Annotated in this window: 18 protein-coding genes; 6 read left to right on the top strand and 12 right to left on the bottom strand. The window is 50.4% G+C overall.

The genetic code is table 11. The annotated features are described in order from the left end of the window. Window positions 1–22 precede the first annotated feature (22 nt). Together VIS48_14485 and atpD are read right to left on the bottom strand one after the other, a co-directional pair. On the bottom strand, window positions 23–445 hold the full coding sequence (locus VIS48_14485; protein ID HEY9167359.1) for a F0F1 ATP synthase subunit epsilon: 423 nt from the start codon (window positions 443–445) through the stop codon (window positions 23–25). Beyond that, window positions 445–1,854 (bottom strand): F0F1 ATP synthase subunit beta, encoded by a 1,410-nt coding sequence (atpD, locus tag VIS48_14480; protein HEY9167358.1) that lies wholly within the window; start codon window positions 1,852–1,854, stop codon window positions 445–447. Before atpD ends, VIS48_14485 begins: the two co-directional genes overlap by 1 nt. 173 nt (window positions 1,855–2,027) lie before the next feature. Between atpD and VIS48_14475 the strand changes: the two genes are divergently transcribed. Then, window positions 2,028–3,569, top strand: a complete 1,542-nt coding sequence (locus VIS48_14475) for a Do family serine endopeptidase (GenBank protein ID HEY9167357.1) — start codon at window positions 2,028–2,030, stop codon at window positions 3,567–3,569. An 84-nt stretch (window positions 3,570–3,653) separates the two neighbouring features. On the opposite strand, the gene VIS48_14470 is transcribed toward VIS48_14475, so the two are convergent. From VIS48_14470 to xseA, 10 genes are all read right to left on the bottom strand, one after another. Continuing rightward, on the bottom strand, window positions 3,654–3,980 hold the full coding sequence (locus VIS48_14470) for a DUF971 domain-containing protein (protein ID HEY9167356.1): 327 nt from the start codon (window positions 3,978–3,980) through the stop codon (window positions 3,654–3,656). A gap of 69 nt (window positions 3,981–4,049) precedes the next feature. Beyond that, complete coding sequence (locus tag VIS48_14465; protein HEY9167355.1) at window positions 4,050–4,577, bottom strand: peroxiredoxin; 528 nt, start codon at window positions 4,575–4,577, stop codon at window positions 4,050–4,052. Between the two features lie 13 nt (window positions 4,578–4,590). Continuing rightward, entirely contained in the window at window positions 4,591–5,337 is a 747-nt protein-coding gene (locus tag VIS48_14460; protein ID HEY9167354.1) for a hypothetical protein, read from the bottom strand. 1 nt (window position 5,338) lies between these two features. Continuing rightward, the gene (locus VIS48_14455) at window positions 5,339–5,923 is read right to left on the bottom strand and encodes a riboflavin synthase (GenBank protein HEY9167353.1); all 585 of its coding nucleotides are present in this window, start codon (window positions 5,921–5,923) and stop codon (window positions 5,339–5,341) included. A 69-nt stretch (window positions 5,924–5,992) separates the two neighbouring features. Continuing rightward, entirely contained in the window at window positions 5,993–7,093 is a 1,101-nt protein-coding gene (gene ribD, locus VIS48_14450) for a bifunctional diaminohydroxyphosphoribosylaminopyrimidine deaminase/5-amino-6-(5-phosphoribosylamino)uracil reductase RibD (GenBank protein HEY9167352.1), read from the bottom strand. A 4-nt stretch (window positions 7,094–7,097) separates the two neighbouring features. Next, window positions 7,098–7,871, bottom strand: a complete 774-nt coding sequence (locus VIS48_14445) for an SAM-dependent chlorinase/fluorinase (GenBank protein ID HEY9167351.1) — start codon at window positions 7,869–7,871, stop codon at window positions 7,098–7,100. Continuing rightward, the gene (locus VIS48_14440) at window positions 7,871–8,872 is read right to left on the bottom strand and encodes a Gfo/Idh/MocA family oxidoreductase (GenBank protein HEY9167350.1); all 1,002 of its coding nucleotides are present in this window, start codon (window positions 8,870–8,872) and stop codon (window positions 7,871–7,873) included. Before VIS48_14440 ends, VIS48_14445 begins: the two co-directional genes overlap by 1 nt. Before the next feature lie 3 nt (window positions 8,873–8,875). Beyond that, entirely contained in the window at window positions 8,876–10,789 is a 1,914-nt protein-coding gene (dxs, locus tag VIS48_14435) for a 1-deoxy-D-xylulose-5-phosphate synthase (GenBank protein HEY9167349.1), read from the bottom strand. Between the two features lie 11 nt (window positions 10,790–10,800). Continuing rightward, on the bottom strand, window positions 10,801–11,043 hold the full coding sequence (xseB, locus tag VIS48_14430; GenBank protein HEY9167348.1) for an exodeoxyribonuclease VII small subunit: 243 nt from the start codon (window positions 11,041–11,043) through the stop codon (window positions 10,801–10,803). Next, window positions 11,027–12,280 carry an exodeoxyribonuclease VII large subunit gene (xseA, locus tag VIS48_14425; protein ID HEY9167347.1) on the bottom strand — a complete coding sequence of 418 codons (1,254 nt, stop codon included), beginning with the start codon at window positions 12,278–12,280 and terminating at the stop codon, window positions 11,027–11,029. The genes xseB and xseA overlap by 17 nt, the downstream gene beginning before the upstream one ends. Window positions 12,281–12,656: 376 nt before the next feature. On the opposite strand from xseA, the gene VIS48_14420 reads away from it, so the two are divergent. From VIS48_14420 to VIS48_14400, 5 genes are read left to right on the top strand one after another with little or no spacing between them, the layout of a single operon-like run. Beyond that, window positions 12,657–13,637, top strand: coding sequence for a glycosyltransferase family 9 protein (locus VIS48_14420; protein ID HEY9167346.1), 981 nt, complete (start codon window positions 12,657–12,659; stop codon window positions 13,635–13,637). Further along, a complete protein-coding gene (locus tag VIS48_14415) occupies window positions 13,634–14,494 on the top strand; it encodes a DUF3108 domain-containing protein (protein ID HEY9167345.1) in 861 nt (286 codons plus the stop codon). Before VIS48_14420 ends, VIS48_14415 begins: the two co-directional genes overlap by 4 nt. 8 nt (window positions 14,495–14,502) lie before the next feature. Next, window positions 14,503–15,411, top strand: a complete 909-nt coding sequence (locus tag VIS48_14410) for a type II CAAX endopeptidase family protein (protein HEY9167344.1) — start codon at window positions 14,503–14,505, stop codon at window positions 15,409–15,411. Window positions 15,412–15,443: 32 nt separating this feature from the next. Then, a complete protein-coding gene (locus VIS48_14405) occupies window positions 15,444–15,875 on the top strand; it encodes a hypothetical protein (protein ID HEY9167343.1) in 432 nt (143 codons plus the stop codon). After that, window positions 15,875–16,711: a phosphatidate cytidylyltransferase gene (locus tag VIS48_14400; protein ID HEY9167342.1), complete on the top strand. Its 837-nt coding sequence runs from the start codon at window positions 15,875–15,877 to the stop codon at window positions 16,709–16,711. Before VIS48_14405 ends, VIS48_14400 begins: the two co-directional genes overlap by 1 nt. Window position 16,712 lies beyond the last annotated feature (1 nt).

Genomic DNA, 16,712 nt, shown 5'->3' with positions numbered 1-16,712 from the left:
TGCTGTTAAGGTTGGAATTATGCTAGAGGGCGTCCGCTATTCTCAGCCGATTCATTGCCCGTGCGAGTGCGATCCTGGCCCGGTCGACGTCGATACCCGGCTCCTTCTTATCGAGCCGCTGTTCTGCTCGCGCTCGAGCGGCCCTGGCTCTTTCGATGTCGATTTCATCCTTTCGTTCGGCAGTGTCAGCGAGAAAGGTCACGTGGTTGTTGCTGACTTCGACAAATCCACCTGTCGTGGAATACTGAAACTCTCTGCCGGCCTCTTCCCGAATGCTCACTTCTCCGACACCGATGGTCGTCAGGAAAGGCGCGTGGTTGTGCAGTACCTGGAATCCTCCCGATGTCCCCGGTGCTGAAAAGGATTCGACATTTCCCGAATATACGCTTCGCTGTGGGGTTATGATTTCAAGTCTCAGCAGTTTGTCCGTCTGCTCATCCGCCATTACGCGCTCTGGAGTTTCTTTGCCTGGTCTTCGGCTTCGTGAATCGTACCGACCATCGTGAACGCGCTCTCAGGCCATTCATCGCAATCTCCTTCGATAATGGCTTTGAATCCTGCGATCGTATCGGCAAGCTTGACATACTTCCCCTGTCTTCCCGTAAATGCTTCCGCGACGAAGAACGGTTGAGAGAGATACTGCTGGATCTTTCGCGCTCTCGATACGGTTAACTTGTCGTCGTCCGACAATTCATCGATTCCGAGAATGTTGATGATATCCTGCAAATCTTTGTATGTCTGAAGAATTTCCTTGACGGTCTTTGCTACCCGATAGTGTTCGTTGCCGACGACGAGTGGATCGAGTATGCGCGAGGTCGAATCCAGCGGATCGACGGCAGGATAAATTCCAAGCTCAACTATTTGCCGGCTCAGAACTGTAGTGGCATCGAGGTGACTGAAGGTCGTCGCCGGCGCCGGGTCTGTCAGGTCATCAGCAGGGACGTAAATTGCTTGAACGGAAGTGATCGATCCTTTTTTTGTCGAAGTAATTCGCTCCTGAAGAGCGCCCATTTCTGTCGCAAGTGTCGGCTGGTAACCTACGGCAGACGGCATGCGTCCGAGCAAAGCAGAAACCTCCGACCCTGCCTGAGTGAACCTGAATATATTGTCTATGAACAGAAGAACGTCTTTTCCTTCCGAGTCACGGAAGTATTCTGCGATCGTAAGCGCGGTTAATCCCACTCTCTGGCGTGCGCCCGGCGGTTCGTTCATCTGTCCGAATACGAGTGCAGTCTTGCTTAGAACGCCCGACTCCTTCATCTCAATCCAGAGATCGTTTCCTTCTCTGGTTCGTTCCCCCACTCCGCCGAAAACGGAATAGCCTCCGTGCTCAGTAGCGATGTTATGGATCAATTCCTGTATGATAACAGTCTTTCCGACTCCCGCGCCGCCGAACAATCCGGTCTTTCCACCCTTCGAATACGGCTCAAGCAAATCGATGGCCTTGATCCCGGTTTCGTACATCTCCTTCTGTGTGTTGAGGGTGTCGAACTTCGGCGGGTCCCTGTGGATCGGGTAGTGCTGCTTCGTCTCGATCGGGCCCTTCCCATCGATCGGCAATCCGATGACATTCATCATTCTTCCGAGTACATTCGGACCGACCGGGACTGTTATCGGGCCGCCCGTGTCTATCACTTTCATTCCGCGGACAAGGCCATCAGTTGAGTCCATCGCGACTGCCCGGATGGTATCTTCACCCAAATGCTGCTGGACTTCGACGACGAGAACTTCCTCTGCCCCGTCGAGATTCTTCCTGGGGATATTGAGCGCCGTCAAAATTTTCGGAAGCTTACCGTTCTGGAATTCGACGTCAACTACAGGACCGATTATCTGTACGATTTTTCCTTCGTTCATATTCGCTTAATTTTTTCAAATAATATAGATTTCACAGGCCAGACTTTCAATCACAAAATCCAGCCATCGGACAGCTTGTCCCTCTCATCCTTCATGAAAATCTTTTCATTTCATTTTAATTGTCGATTCATGGGTTCGGGACAATATTTAATTGTAAAAAAGGAGATAGCACAATGGTGAAATCAACGAGAAGAAAAATACTCTTGGGAGTGGGAGCTTTGAGCGTGACAGCTCTCGTATTTGCGTTTACAATGGGTCTTTCATTCGGGAAGATGGAGAACTCCGGGAAAGACATCAGGCTTGGAGCTGAGAGTGCGCCTATCACGGCGGTGCCTTCTGCAGTCGAAGAATTGAGTAATGCCTTCAGTAATGTCGCAAAGGCGGTCACACCGGCAGTGGTCCAGATCCAGGTCACAACCACACCTAAAGCGGTCACTGTTCCGGATGGCCAGGATCAGCACGGAAATAATATGTTCAAATTCTTTTTCGGTCCTGAATTTCCGTTCCACAATTTCAATTTTCCCCAGCAGGCACCTTCGCCTGAACACGCGCTCGGATCAGGCGTGATCGTAAATTCGGATGGTTACATCATTACGAACAATCACGTCGTGCAGGGCGCGGACGATCACGGCATAAAGGTCACACTCACCGATAAGAGAACATTCGACGCGAAGCTGGTCGGCCGCGATCCCACTACCGACGTTGCAGTAATAAAGATAAAGGGGGACAACCTTCCCTGTGTCGCACTTGGAAATTCCGACAGCGTTCACGTCGGTCAATGGGTAGTCGCGATCGGTAATCCGATGGGACTAAACTACACAGTCACGCAGGGGATCATAAGTGCGCTGGGGCGCAACATTAACATTATCCAGAACCAGTACGGCATAGAGGACTTCATCCAGACGGACGCGGTAATCAATCCCGGAAACAGCGGAGGACCCTTGGTCGACCTCCAGGGCCAGGTGGTTGGGATAAACACCGCGATTGCAACCAACACCGGAACTTATGAAGGCTACGGATTCGCCGTCCCGATAAATATAGCGCGGAAGGTGGCGGAAGATCTGATTTCCAACGGAAAAGTTGTTCGCCCATACATGGGCGTACAGATCCAGGATGTCGATGAGACGATGGCAAAGGCACTCGGGATGACAAACGCCAGAGGTGTGCTGGTACAGTCCGTTCAGTCCAATTCCCCCGCCGAGGAGTCAGGCATCAAGCCGGGCGACGTCATCTTGAAGTTCAACGACGAAAAGATCGAGCAAGCCAATCAGCTTCAGGCCCTCGTCGCCTCGAAGAGACCCGGAGACAAGGTTGACGTTGAAATCATGCGTGACGGTAAAACGAAAGATATTTCCGTTGAGCTCAAAGAAAGAAGCGGAGAGACCTTCGCGGCAGTCGCGAACGGCAGTGACAATTCAAGTGCAAATCTTGGAACGCTCGGCCTCACGGTTCAGGACGCCGACAAACAGACGCTGGACAAATACGATGCTAAGAACGGCGTTTTGGTTACAGATGTTGCCTCTGGCAGCGTGGCCCAAAGTCGTGGTATTCAGAAGGGCGATCTAATAACGAGCGTGGATAATAATTCGATCAAGTCTTCCCGGGATCTTGAGAAGATCGTCGACTCGCATAAACCCGGTGACGCACTCCTCTTCAGGGTGACCACATCTGCAAAGGCAAACGAATTCCTGGCACTAGGAATACCGGAAAAATAATTTTGCTCCACTCCTGAAAATGAAAAGGCGACGGCTTCCCAGGCTGCCGCCTTTTTCATTTCACATTTCTCATTGTACGAAAATTCATGCGGGTGAAGATTGTCTTGATTGTTCGTCGCATATCCTGCGGAGAAAATCGAAAGCGTATAACCCTGTGTTATGCCCATCTTTCCAACCGAGAGCGATCGCATAGTTCCCGACCACTTCAGCCGATTCAAGTTCGTACTTGCCCGGCACAAGCACAGGCAAAGTGACGGGCTTATACTCCCGCCAAAGGACCGTCTCGCCCGCACAAGACGCGCACGGACATCTGTCCCGAAGATATTTGAGCGGGATGACGAACTCCTTTCCGTCGTCCCATGAAACTAGAACCTCGCCTTCGTTGATCTTTTTGAATTGTCTCGGCTGCACTCTCTGCTCCATAAAAAAAGAGCCGTCCGCCTATTTAGCGGACAGCTCAAATCTGACTTCTGAAATACTTCAGGTTCTGTTCTTTATTGCCTGCAGGTCCGCAAGAACTTCCTTAGCATGACCTTCGGGATTAACCTTCGGATATACCTTCGCGATCTTTCCGTCCGGAGCGATGATGAACGTGACTCTACTCGCTACTTTCCACGTTGGATTATAGACGCCATACTCATTTACAACTTTCATCTTCGGATCAGCAAGCAGCAGGAAATTGAGTCCATACTTCTTTACAAAATCCTGATGCGATTTAACATCTTGAACGCTTACTCCGATGACCTTGGCGCCGGCCTTTGTAATATCGGAGATGCCATCCCGAAAACTGCAAGCTTCGGTTGTGCAGCCAGAGGTTTCATCAGCAGGATAAAAATAGAGGACCACATACTCCCCTTTAAAGTCGCTCAGCTTGTGCATCTTGCCGTCGTTGCCTTGCAACTTGAAGTCGGGTGCTTTGTCGCCGGCTTTGGGCGTCACCCCGGCAAAAACGTTTGTGGCAGCGCAAACCATCAGCGCCATAAGCGGCATAATGAATTTCCTTATCATCTCATCCTCCAATTTATATGAAAAACACGTGACAGAGCTTTTCGTTAAGGTCGAATCCGTAGAAGTCATCTCCGTTAAAATCGTAATCAGCTTTGCTTTCGTAACCCAGCCAATTCCAATTCTCGACCACTCTCACTTTCTCGTAGGGCAAAAGCTCGTTAAACTCATCAACACAATTTGAGAACGGAGGGTGCCCGTCGTACTTGTCGGGATTCACCACTGCGAACACTTTCCTCGAGAATTTCACGCTTTCCACGTCCTCTTCCGAAGTCGACCTCAAATCAACGAGAGCATCCGCGTTCTTAAGTATTAACTCGCGGGTCTTGACGAATCTCCCTTCGTCGAATATCTCGAATGAGGCAGTCGGCGCAAGCCTCGATGCTTTCAGCAGAAAATCGAGAACAAGGAACGCGTTGAACTCGTTGTCAGCCACCCGCGTGAACCCGCTCCCGAGCATCCCGTCCTCGTAACCGCCCCTCTTCACGATAATGAGTCCGCGCGATTCAAGCTCACTTAATGCTTCCGACTCCGAGTAGCCCCCGGCAATCATACCGGAAAATTGTTCCCGGATTCCTTTCACTTTTGCCCCGACCACATCGTAATTCGGGAACACGACAAACCGCCTGAGATTTATCTTTCCACCGGTCCAGAAGAATTCACTGTTGTACCACCTTTGAAGAGATTCAATCCCTTCCCATTCCTCGTCCGATATGAAATTGAGTCCGTTCTCTCTCACTCGATAATAAATCTTGCGTGCCATCTTATTTTTTCAGAAGACTCTCCACATACTTTGCTATCAAATCGATCTCTATATTAACGATACTTCCGACGCGAAAGTTCTTGAAGACCGTGTTGTCAAACGTGTGGGGTATGATCGCGACCTTGAATGAATCCTTCAGTTTCTCCGCGACCGTGAGACTAACGCCGTTGATAGCTATACTTCCCACAGGGATCAAGTACTTCATTAAACGGGGCGGGATCCTGAACTGGAACATCCAGCTCAACGGAAGCTTGCGTATAGCTATTACTTTTCCGGTCGCATCGACGTGACCCTGGACGAGATGACCGCCGAGTCGGCTGTTCAAAGTCGCGGCCCTCTCCAGGTTCACAGCATCTCCACTCTTCAAATCGCCTAACGATGTCTTCTTAATCGTTTCTTCAACGGCTTCTAAAGAAACGTTTTCATCTTTTTTTTCAACGACTGTCAGGCATACTCCGTTCACCGAGAGACTGTCTCCGGGCGCAAGATCCACAAATGGAGTCTCGATGGTAATCTTCCTCGCGCCGGAACTGAGCTTCCGAATTTCTCTAATACTCCCCATTGCTTCCACAATTCCCGTGAACATGATTCCTCTTTCTGATTAGCCATTTAGAAAATGACAAAGAAGCTTCTTCGTAACCTCACTATACAATGATCACTTGAAGTAACCCGTCAGAAGCAAATCCGGTCCGACCTGACTGAATTGCAAATCCCTTATAATTTTAGATCGCGAGACATCTGACAGCTCGAAACCGTCTGAAAAACTCTTTCCCGCGCCAATGATCTTCGGCGCCACGAAGATATGAATTTTATCGACAAGTCCCTGATTTATGAAATCGGAAAATATCTTTACACCACCCTCTACAAGTACGGAAGCGATTTGCATTTTCGTCAAGGACCTGAGGACCAAAGTTAGACTTAAGCTGGTGCTGGTCCTGCCCTTCAACGCGTGGGTCTCGACGCCGAGCGCTTCAAGTTCCCTCAACTTCTTGCGGATGTTGTTCTTGTTTTCCATTGACTTGGAATAGAAGAGGATCGTCGGTGCGTCTTTATTTCGAAACATTTTTGATTTAGTGGAGACTGATAGTTTTCCGTCCAGGATAATCCTTTTAGGCGACCTTCCTTCAACCAGTCTCACAGTCAGAAGGGGATCGTCGCTCCTGACTGTCCCGGCGCCGACTAGAACGGAATCATACGTCCTGCGCAGCTCATGAACTCTCCTCAGCGAGTCGGCGGATGTGATGTATTTAGATCTGCCATTCTTCAGGGCAACCTTGCCGTCAATCGACTGAGCGACTTTCAACACGACAAACGGAAGCTTCTTTGAGATATAGTAGGTAAAAACTTCGTTCAAGATGTGAGCCGCTTCGGCGCAAACGCCCAGCTCCACTTCGACTCCAGCCGCCCGCAATTTCTTCACGCCGCCGCCGTTGACTCTCGGATTGGGATCGAGCATTGCCACAATGACTTTCTTTACGCGCTTCTCAATCAGGAGATCCGTGCAAGGGGGAGTCTTTCCCTGGAAATCGCACGGCTCCAGGTTGACATAGACCGTTGAGCCCGCTACATCCTCAGTCGCGGAGCGGATCGCGTTAACTTCCGCGTGAGGCCCGCCGAATTTCTCGTGATAGCCTTCTCCAATGATTCTGCCATCCTTGACTATCACACATCCTACGAGCGGGTTCGGACTGACAGATCCCAATCCGTTCGCCGCAAGGCGTATACACCTCAGCATTATATCTTCGTCACTCAACATGGTCTCAGTTCTTCTTAAGTGTAAGCTTCAGTGCAATCCTCGACTTCAGAGCCTTCGCGGCATCCCCCTGATTGATGGCAACTTCCAAAAGGCCAGTACTCCCCTTTATCCCGACGAGGTCATTTCCCTTCGACTCCGAATACGTTTTGAAGAATCTTTTGATTGTTTTCTTACCGATCTTAAGTACGGCCTTACCGCCAGTGAGCGAGTCATGCCAATCCAAATTAGTGACGACGTTCCCAAACACATCCTGGTACACGATCCGTCCGACATTAACTCCGTCGACCAGAGGTAAATGGAAAGGACGGACGGAGAGATATTTGAAGGACTCGCCAAATTCGGTCAATCTGGTCCCGCGTGAAATGTGTCCCGCAACCGGCGCGAAAATATCTCGTCCATGAAATGTCGTACTGACCTCCTGGCGGAAAAAACTCTTGTTCGAGACTTCGAAAAACCGGCTGGACCTCCCATCGGCTACTACGAAATCTAACAAGCCGTTATCAGGAGCAATGAAGAGTTGTCCATCGATTTCCCCGCAGATGATTTTCCTCTCGCTTCCGACGCCGGGATCGACCACGCAGACAAAGACGGCATCATCGGGAAACGATCTCCGTGAAGCCCAGAGAACAAACGCCGCCTCGGGAACCGATTGACGGCTGATCGAATGGGTGAGATCTATGATTCTGGCGACCGGATTCACTCCGGTGATCACCCCTTTCATGACTCCGACGAAGTAGTCTCTATTGCCGAAGTCGGTCAGAAGCACGACCTGGGGCATTACAACTTGACAGCGCCTTCCCGCTTCGCGGACGCATACGCGGCGTCCACTACTTTCATTACCTGGCACATTTGAGTAATTGTCGGCATGTCCGACTTCACCCCGGTCAGGAACCTCACAAAATTCGAAAGCTCTGTCTCGTAACTTCTCTTGAACACGTTTTCAAATTTCGAATTTTGGATTGGAGTGAGGCTGACAAGCTCGTCCTTGACTCTGTGATGAAGAATCAGCGGGTTGAGAGTCGCGCTGCCATTCGTTCCGTACAATTCGAATTTGAAACTCTCATCGGGTTGCTGAAGGCCCCAGCTCGCATCGAGTCTTATCATCGCGCCGTTTTTTGTTCTGAGTGTAATAAGAGCAGTGTCTTCGATCTTCTTGAACCTGCGGCTGAAAAGTGCGGAGTTAACCGCGATCACTTTCGGGAAATTAAGGAGCCAGAGCGCGAGGTCGATGAGGACGATGCCAAGGTCCAACGTAACACCGCGTCTCGACTGCGGATTCGAGCTCAGATGCATCTTGGTGCTCGGTTCCTGCTTATGCCAGGCAGCGTTCACATAGAACACATCGCCGAGCTGCTTTTCCAGAAGATAGCTTTTCAGCATCATGAAGTCGGCGCGGAACCGATTGTTCATTGCTGCAAGGACCACCTTTCCCTTCTCCTCCGCTGTCTTAGCAAGCGTTTCACACTCGGAATGATTTATAGTGGGAGGCTTTTCAATCAAAACATTTTTCCCGGCATTGAGCGCCTTGAGCGCTATATCAAAGTGAGTATCAGAGGTCGTACAAATATCCACTGCATCGATTTCAGGATCAGCCAGAAGGTCGGCTGTATTATGGTACAGTTTCTGAATTCCGTGCTGCTGACCGAGGATCTGCAGTTTTTGCTTATCCTGCTCGGCCAGGGCGATGACCTTTACTCCGTCAAGCTTTTTCAGAAGAGGGAGATGAATTATCTGCGCGATTGCACCGCCCCCGATGACTCCTAATTTAATTTCTTCCATACTTTATTTGCCCGCCGCAATTCGTTTAACTGGTGTTTTCCCCTCGGTTTTAAGAAAGTCGGCAACACGTGCTGCGATGCCTTCGGGGTGCAGGCCGACCAGCTCGTAAAGCTGCTGAGGAGTCCCTTGTTCCACAAAAGAGTCCGGCAAACCCATGCACAGCACGCTCCGGGTCTTGCCAATCTCCTGGAGCGACTCGAGTATCGCGCTTCCGAACCCTCCCCTGATCGTGTTGTCTTCGACTGTAACGATGTGATCGAACCTGTCGGCGATCTCGGACAACAGGGCAAGATCGACAGGCTTTACGAACCTCATGTTTGCAACTTCGGCGTGTATCCCCTTTTTGCTGAGAATATCCGCTGCATGCATTGCATGTTGTACCATCGCACCAATTGCGAGAATTACCACGTCTTCGCCGGCTCGCAGTATTTCGCCCGTTCCGATTGGAATTTCTTCCATGATCTTCCGTGCTAGTCCAAGCGCGTTTCCGCGCGGATACCTGATTGCGACAGGGCCGCCGCTGAGATTAACCGCAGTCAGCAGCATGTCTCGAAGCTCGTTCTCGTCTTTCGGCGCCATGATCACCATTCCAGGTACGAGGCGCAAATACGTGAGGTCGAACGCGCCATGGTGCGTGGGTCCGTCCGCACCAACCAGACCTCCGCGATCGAGAACGAAGACGACATGAAGATGCTGAATGGCAATGTCGTGAATTATTTGATCGAAGGCTCTTTGAAGGAAAGTCGAATAGATCGCAGCAACAGGGATATATCCCTCAGTTGCCATCCCGGCGCAGAACGTGACAGCGTGCTGCTCGGCTATACCAACGTCGAAAAACTTTTCGGGCATCTCTCTTTGAAGTATGTTAAGACCGGTCCCGTCCGGCATGGCAGCAGTCACACCGACTACTTTCTTGTTTGCCTTCGCAATCTCAAGAAGAGCTTCGCCGAAAACTTTTGTAAGTGCGGGAGGGCCGTCCTTCTTGAACTGTGTCCCGGTAATCTTGTCGAAGGCGACAACCCCGTGCAGCCTCTGCCCATCTGCTTCAGCGGGGAGATAACCCTTCCCCTTTTCTGTCGTGACATGCACCAATCTAGCTCCGGGGAGATCCTTCACTTCCTCAAATGTCCGGACCAGCTGCGGGAGATTGTGGCCGTTAAACGGTCCGAAGTATCTGAACCCGAGTGCTTCGAACAGCATACCCGGGGTCACGATCGCTTTCATGCCGCTTTCAAGTCGACCTGCCACTTTCCTTATCCGATCACCGACGGAGTCCAATTTGCCGGTAAGGTCCCAGACATTGGACTTGAACTTATTGTAGGCGCCCGTAACGGTAAGACTGCTGAAATAATTCGAGATTGACCAGACGTTTGGGGCGATGGACATGCGGTTATCGTTCAGCACAATTATCAGACTCTTCTTCAGGAGCCCGGCGTTGTTCATCGCCTCGTAAGCCATTCCTCCGGTCATTGCTCCGTCACCGATGACAGCAACAACTTTGAATTTCTCTCCCTTGAAGTCGCGGGCCGTCGCAATCCCCAGGGCAGCGGAGATCGAAGTGCTGGCGTGGCCTGCACCGAAAACGTCGTACGGACTTTCTGATCGTTTCAGGAAGCCGCTGATGCCTTGATACTGTCTTATCGTTTGGAAGACGTCACGTCGCCCGGTGATAATCTTATGAATGTATCCCTGGTGTCCGACGTCCCACACTATTTTGTCGTCGGGAGTGTTGAACACATAATGAAGCGCCAGTGTCAATTCAACGGAGCCGAGGCTCGCACCGAGATGCCCGCCGATTTTCGAGATGGTGTCGATAAGGAATTCCCGGATCTCCTGCGCGAGGACTTTCAGCTCGTTGATGTTTAATTTGCGCAGGTCGGCTGGCGAATTTATGGTATACAGGTACTTGTAAGTCATTCACTCTCCGCTCAGATTTCGAGATCGCCTTCCTCCAGCGAACCGCTTGAGTCCTTCTGGATTTTCTTGAGCTTCAATTTAGCTTCGTTCAATTGCGTCATGCAAGACTTTGCCAGTGCCATTCCTTCTTCGTACAGCTTTATCGATTCATCGAGCGGAGCATCACCTGCCTCGAGAGCCTCGACAATCTCTTCCAGCCTTTTCAAAGACTCCTCGAAAGTCGGGTTTTCCTTTTGTTTAACGTTCTTGGCCATGTTTTCCTGTGATTCTGGAGTCAAGAGTACCGTCCTGAAGGTGTATTGTCGTCTCGTCGCCAATCTCCACGTTCCTGACCGACCTGACAACGCCGCGTGGGCCTTCAACAAAGGCATAGCCTCTGCGAAGCACATGATATGGACTCAACGCGTTCAGACGAGATTCAGTCGCGGCAATCCGCTCGACATTCTTTTCGAAAAAATGAAGAGTATGAGTCTGGAGACGTCTCGTCAGCTCATCCACAAATTGAGATTTCTGTTCAACGTTCGATGCCGGTTGTTGAAGCGCGTAGTGATTCGCGAACCTGTCGAGCTCTAGAGTCAATCTTTCCGTATTCTGGATGACCGACTTACTCATACTTCTAATGGTTGACTGAAGGCCGGCAAGTAGTTCGAGTCTGTCGGGTACGACCAGCTCCGCTGCAGCGCTGGGAGTAGCAGCACGCACATCGGCGACGAAATCCGATATTGTGTAATCGACCTGATGACCCACTGCACTTATGACAGGAATCTTGCTGTCGTATATGGCGCGCGCAACGACTTCCTCGTTAAAAGCCCAGAGGTCTTCGAGACTTCCCCCGCCTCTTCCGACAATCAAGACATCGACATTTCCAAGACGGTTCATCTGTTGAATCGCCCTTGCAATCTCTGCGGCCGCTCCTTCTCCTTGGACCTTAACAGGGATAACGACAAGCTCGACTAGCGGGAATCTTCTCCTGATTACACTGATTATGTCGCGTACCGCCGCGCCCTCTATAGAAGTGACTACTCCGATACGCCGAGGAAATTCCGGGAGCGGTCTCTTATGCTCTTCCCGAAAGAGACCCTCGGCTTCAAGTTTCTTTTTCAGCTGCTCAAATGCGAGTTGAAGCACACCCTGACCGGCGGGGACCATACTAATTGCGTAGAGTTGAAAGTCGCCCCTCGACTCATAGAGCGAAACCTTTCCCTTCACAATCATTTTCATGCCATCGCTTATTTCGAATCTCAATCTCACAGCGTCGGACCGCCACATGACTACTCTCACTTGTGCTTCGTCATCTTTGAGGGTGAAGTAGAGATGACCCGAAGGCATGTGCCGCTTGAAGTTCGATATCTCGCCTTCAACCATAACTAAAGGAAAACTCCTCTCGAGCAATTCTTTTGCTACCCTGTTCAGGTCTTTGACTTTTAGAATACGATCGGCGTCTGGAGCCGGTATCTCAAAGTCAAATAATTCCCGATTGTCCTGGTCCAAAAGAGTTACCCTTTAATTAGGATTGAGGAGAAAGAGAAAATCAAGCAAGATCTAAAAGCTGCTAACTAGAATTCTGCGTAAAGTGCGATTGGCTCCAGTCGTGATTATAATAAACATTTTGAGATTTAAGTAAAAGGCAATCGCACTGCATCGTGGCCAAGTTCAGTATCTCGATGTCAATGAAATCTTTTTGGTTGAAGCATCGGCTCGTTTCCGGGGTGATATGACGTCTCCACCATCGTGAGTGTTAGCTCGGCATGAACAATACCCCCTGTCATCGAGATGTCGATGCTCACTGATTTTCAGATTCGATTTGAGACACCACCTGGAAACGTGCAAATTGAATATAAACACCCCTCAACATTATATTTGTTAAATGGCTCCAGAATTCAGAAGGATTGTAGTTGCGCGAACAGATCGGATCGGCGATGTCGTGCTGGCACTTCCTGTATTCGCCTCATTGAGAAACTGTTTTCCCAAATCCAGGCTCATCGCGCTGGTCCGAAGTTATACTTCTGAGGTGGTTTCATCTTTTCCGCCTGTTGACGAGGTAATGATTTATGATCCTGCAGAGACGATCGGCTCAACGAGAGATAAGCTGAAGCATGTGGATGCCGACGCGATCCTGCTTCTCTATCCACGCTTCAAGCTCGCTGCAGCGGCATTCCTGGCCGAAATTCCCGTCAGAGTCGGAACCGGTTATCGATGGTATTCATTCCTGTTCAACCAAAAAGTTCAGGAGCATCGCAAGTATTCCACGCGGAGTGAAGCGGACTACAATCTCGACCTCGCGGCTGCTATCGGATGCAGTGAGCGAATCATGGACATAAGACTGCGTGTGGACGAGTCCGCCCTGAAGAAAGTCAGGGACATTCTGGCTGCCAGCGGAATATCGCGGTATTTCGTGGTACACCCGGGGAGCGGCGGATCTGCATCTGAATGGAGCGGAGATAAATTTCGCGACTTGGTCCGCTCAATTACTGAAACGCACCAAGCTCAGGTTATCGTGACAGGTCTCGAGAATGAATCGGAGCGGTGTAACAAGCTGTGTGCGGGATTGCCGCGGGCGGTCAGCATGGCGGGAAGGTTCTCACTCACGGGATTTATCGCGCTCCTTTCCGGCGCCGAGCTTTTCATCTCGAATTCAACCGGCCCTATCCACCTCGCAGCTGCGGTGGGAATACCGGTCGTAGGGATTTATCCGAACGCCAGCCCTATGACGCCAGTCCGATGGGCTCCGCTGACCGAGAGAAAAAGAATCCTGACCCCAAAGGACGGCTCCGATAACATGTCCGTCGTGACTGTAGAAGAAGTTGCGGATTCCATTCAAGAACTTATCTCGGCCGGGAGTCGATGATCAACCTCTCATCCATTTTATTGCTGATCTTCTCGACGTATATGTTGATGACCGCATCACGCACGGATCCGGAATTGATCGCGCGGAATCCTGAATATTCGGGAAATGATACCACTTTTCGACAGGAACCGATGGGAGACAACGATTTCAGAAGCCTTAGCAACAATGCGTTCACTGTCGGCGAGAAGTTGGATTATAATGTCTTCTACGGCCCCATTGTCGCGGGTGGGGCTACAATTGCCACACCATCAACAGAGTACTACGGCGACAGGAAATGCATCAAAATAGAATTCACGATGAGGTCGGCGAAGTTTTTCGACTTCTTCTTCAAGGTGAGAGATTACTATTCATCTTTGATCGACGTCTCCGGACTGTTCCCCTGGAAGTTCGAGCAGCACATCAGAGAAGGTGGGTACAAGCGCGATTTCACGGCGTGGTTCGACCAGCAGAATCACAGAGCAAAGACGAGCGAAGGCGGACCGTACCTGATTGCGCCTTATACTCAGGACATTGTGAGCACATTCTTCTTTGCGCGCACTCTTAATTATAACAATCTGAGAATCGGCCAAAGCTTGCACTTCGAAAACTTTTACAGCGACAAAACATATCCGCTGGACGTTAGGTACCTCGGTGAGCAAGACATCGAAACAAAAGCTGGAAAATTCCACTGCCAGATTATTGAGCCGGTGATCGTCAAGGGAGGTCTGTTTAAGAACACCGGCCGCATAGTAGTCTGGATAAGCAAGGATTCGCTCAAGATTCCTGTAAAGGTCCAGAGCGAAGTTGCGATCGGATCGGTCGTGGCCGAGCTGATCGACTATAGCGGTCTGGCTGGCAATCCGACCTCAAAATATTAGGAAAGATAGTGTCGTCTGAAGAGAACCTGGTGACTACCGACGTCGCGCGTCCTACCAGATTTAAGCCGGTGCCGTTCGCGTTGCTCTCACTCGTAATCGTATTCTTCCTATTCCAAGTTGTCGGGGGTGGAATAACCGAACTCATATTCGGTCCGAATCCAAAAGCAAACCAGGCGTTGGGATTCAGACTAGCCAGCATGATCGCCGAACTTTTGTTCGTGCTCGCCCCCGCGCTTCTTCTCATGCGCGTTCAATCGGGGAACTGGAAATCAATTCTCGGGATAAACAAAGCCGATTGGAGGAGCATTCTTCTTTCCATGGTAGGAATCATTGCGCTCCAGGAAATACTCGAGGTCTACACATATTTCCAGGGCATGATACCGCTTCCTAACAGTGTGAAAGAATTTATCGACTCATATCAGAATGCAATCGACCAATTATATAAGCTCTTAATTGTCGCCCATTCGCTCGGAGACTTCCTGGTAGTCACGGCTGTTGTTGCTATTACTCCTGCCATCTGTGAGGAATTTCTCTTTAGAGGTCTGGTTCAGGGTAATTTCCAAATCGTCATGAGGAAATGGCCCGCCATTGTCATGACCGGAATTATTTTTGGTGCATACCACGTCCAGCCGGTCACGTTCGTGGGACTTTGTAGCCTCGGGATCTACTTGGGCTATCTCATGTACACAGCGAAAAGTATACTTGTCCCCATCGCGGCTCATTTTACGAACAATTTCTTCACGATTCTGGTGTTTTATCTCTCCGGAAGGGACAGCCTGGTGGCACCAGACGACGCTCAGTCAGTGAGCCCGCTCGCCATAGTTATCTTGCTGACTCTTTCTATAGTGGTGTTCATTCTCACAATTCGGTTTATGAGGAGCCGGGACTTAGAACCAAAGGAGGTTGAAGACGCTTGAGGTGCGGGAATTGCGGATCGGAAATCGAAAGGATGTTTCTTTATTGCGAGAAGTGCGGCACACTGAACAGTGAAGTCTCATCAGAGGAAGGGATTGTCTGCGACACTCATCTCGAGAACCAGGCGATCGGGTTCTGTGTAGTATGCGGGAGAGCCGTCTGCACTGAGTGCGCAGAAAATTCAGGCCGAGCTCTGCTCTGTTCGGACACCAGGCATCGCACGTTGCTTAGCGATTGGAAGGTCGTTCATACTTTCGATTTCGAGTATGAGGCGGCAATGCTGTGTGCGAACCTCGATCAGCATGACATCGAATCGGAAGTATTTACCAAGTTGAATCCCGACGTCGTGGAGTCGAGCGCGCGACCGACGAAAGTGACAGTTCTAGTCCCGAAATCGAAGTATAATGAGGCCATGGAGATCAGCAGTTCGATCGGTCTTGATGAAGAAGAGGAGAATGAAGAATAATGTCTAATTTGACTACACGTGTTCTCGTCGCTGTGGTGGCTATACCTCTGATAGTGGCCGCATGCTACTTTGGAGGATTTTTCTTTTTTGCGTTCACGACGGTGATCATCGTCCTATCGGTAAACGAGTTCTATTCGATGGCAAGTACTCGCGGCTTGGAAATGTCTCCTGTCATCGGCATCACAGGAGCCGGTGTGTTGAATGCGATCGTCTATTCGTCTACCATGGAAGCGGCTTTTGAGTTCCTGATAATTTTCATTGTGCTGGTCCTGTTGTCTGAACTCGCAAGGAAAAGGACTGACAAAGTCTCAGGCACTTTCGAAAGCGTAGGTGGAACGATCGCGGGTGTGGCCTACATCGGTCTTTTCGGCGCGATGCTGACAGCACTAAGGCTAAGGGTCGGCATTGAGCACGTATTGCCGACAGATCGCGCCGCGGGATATTATCTCATCCTCATACTCGCGACGATCTGGATATGCGATTCAGCGGCGTACTTCGTCGGCAAACCGTTCGGCAAGCACAAAATGAGCAGGTTTGTAAGTCCGAACAAGTCGTGGGAAGGAGCGGCGGCCGGATTGATATTCGCCGTCATCACTGTTGTCGTCGGCAAATTTCTATTTCTTCATTGGTTAAGCATACCGCTGGCTTTAGGGACCGGTTTCGTCGTGGGGATATTCGGGCAAGCGGGAGACTTCGTGGAATCTCTCTTCAAGCGTGACGCCGGAGTGAAGGATTCCTCGGACATGATTCCCGGCCATGGAGGAGTATTCGATCGCTTCGACAGTCTGATCTTCTCCGCGCCTCTGATTTACCTGATGTTGAAGCATGTGCAGTAGA

Source organism: Candidatus Kryptoniota bacterium (assembly GCA_036567965.1).
Classification (GTDB): Bacteria; Bacteroidota; Ignavibacteria; order Kryptoniales; family JAKASW01; genus JAKASW01.
The sequence above is the reverse complement of the archived record's forward strand: the minus strand, read 5'-3'. Positions and strand labels throughout refer to the sequence as shown.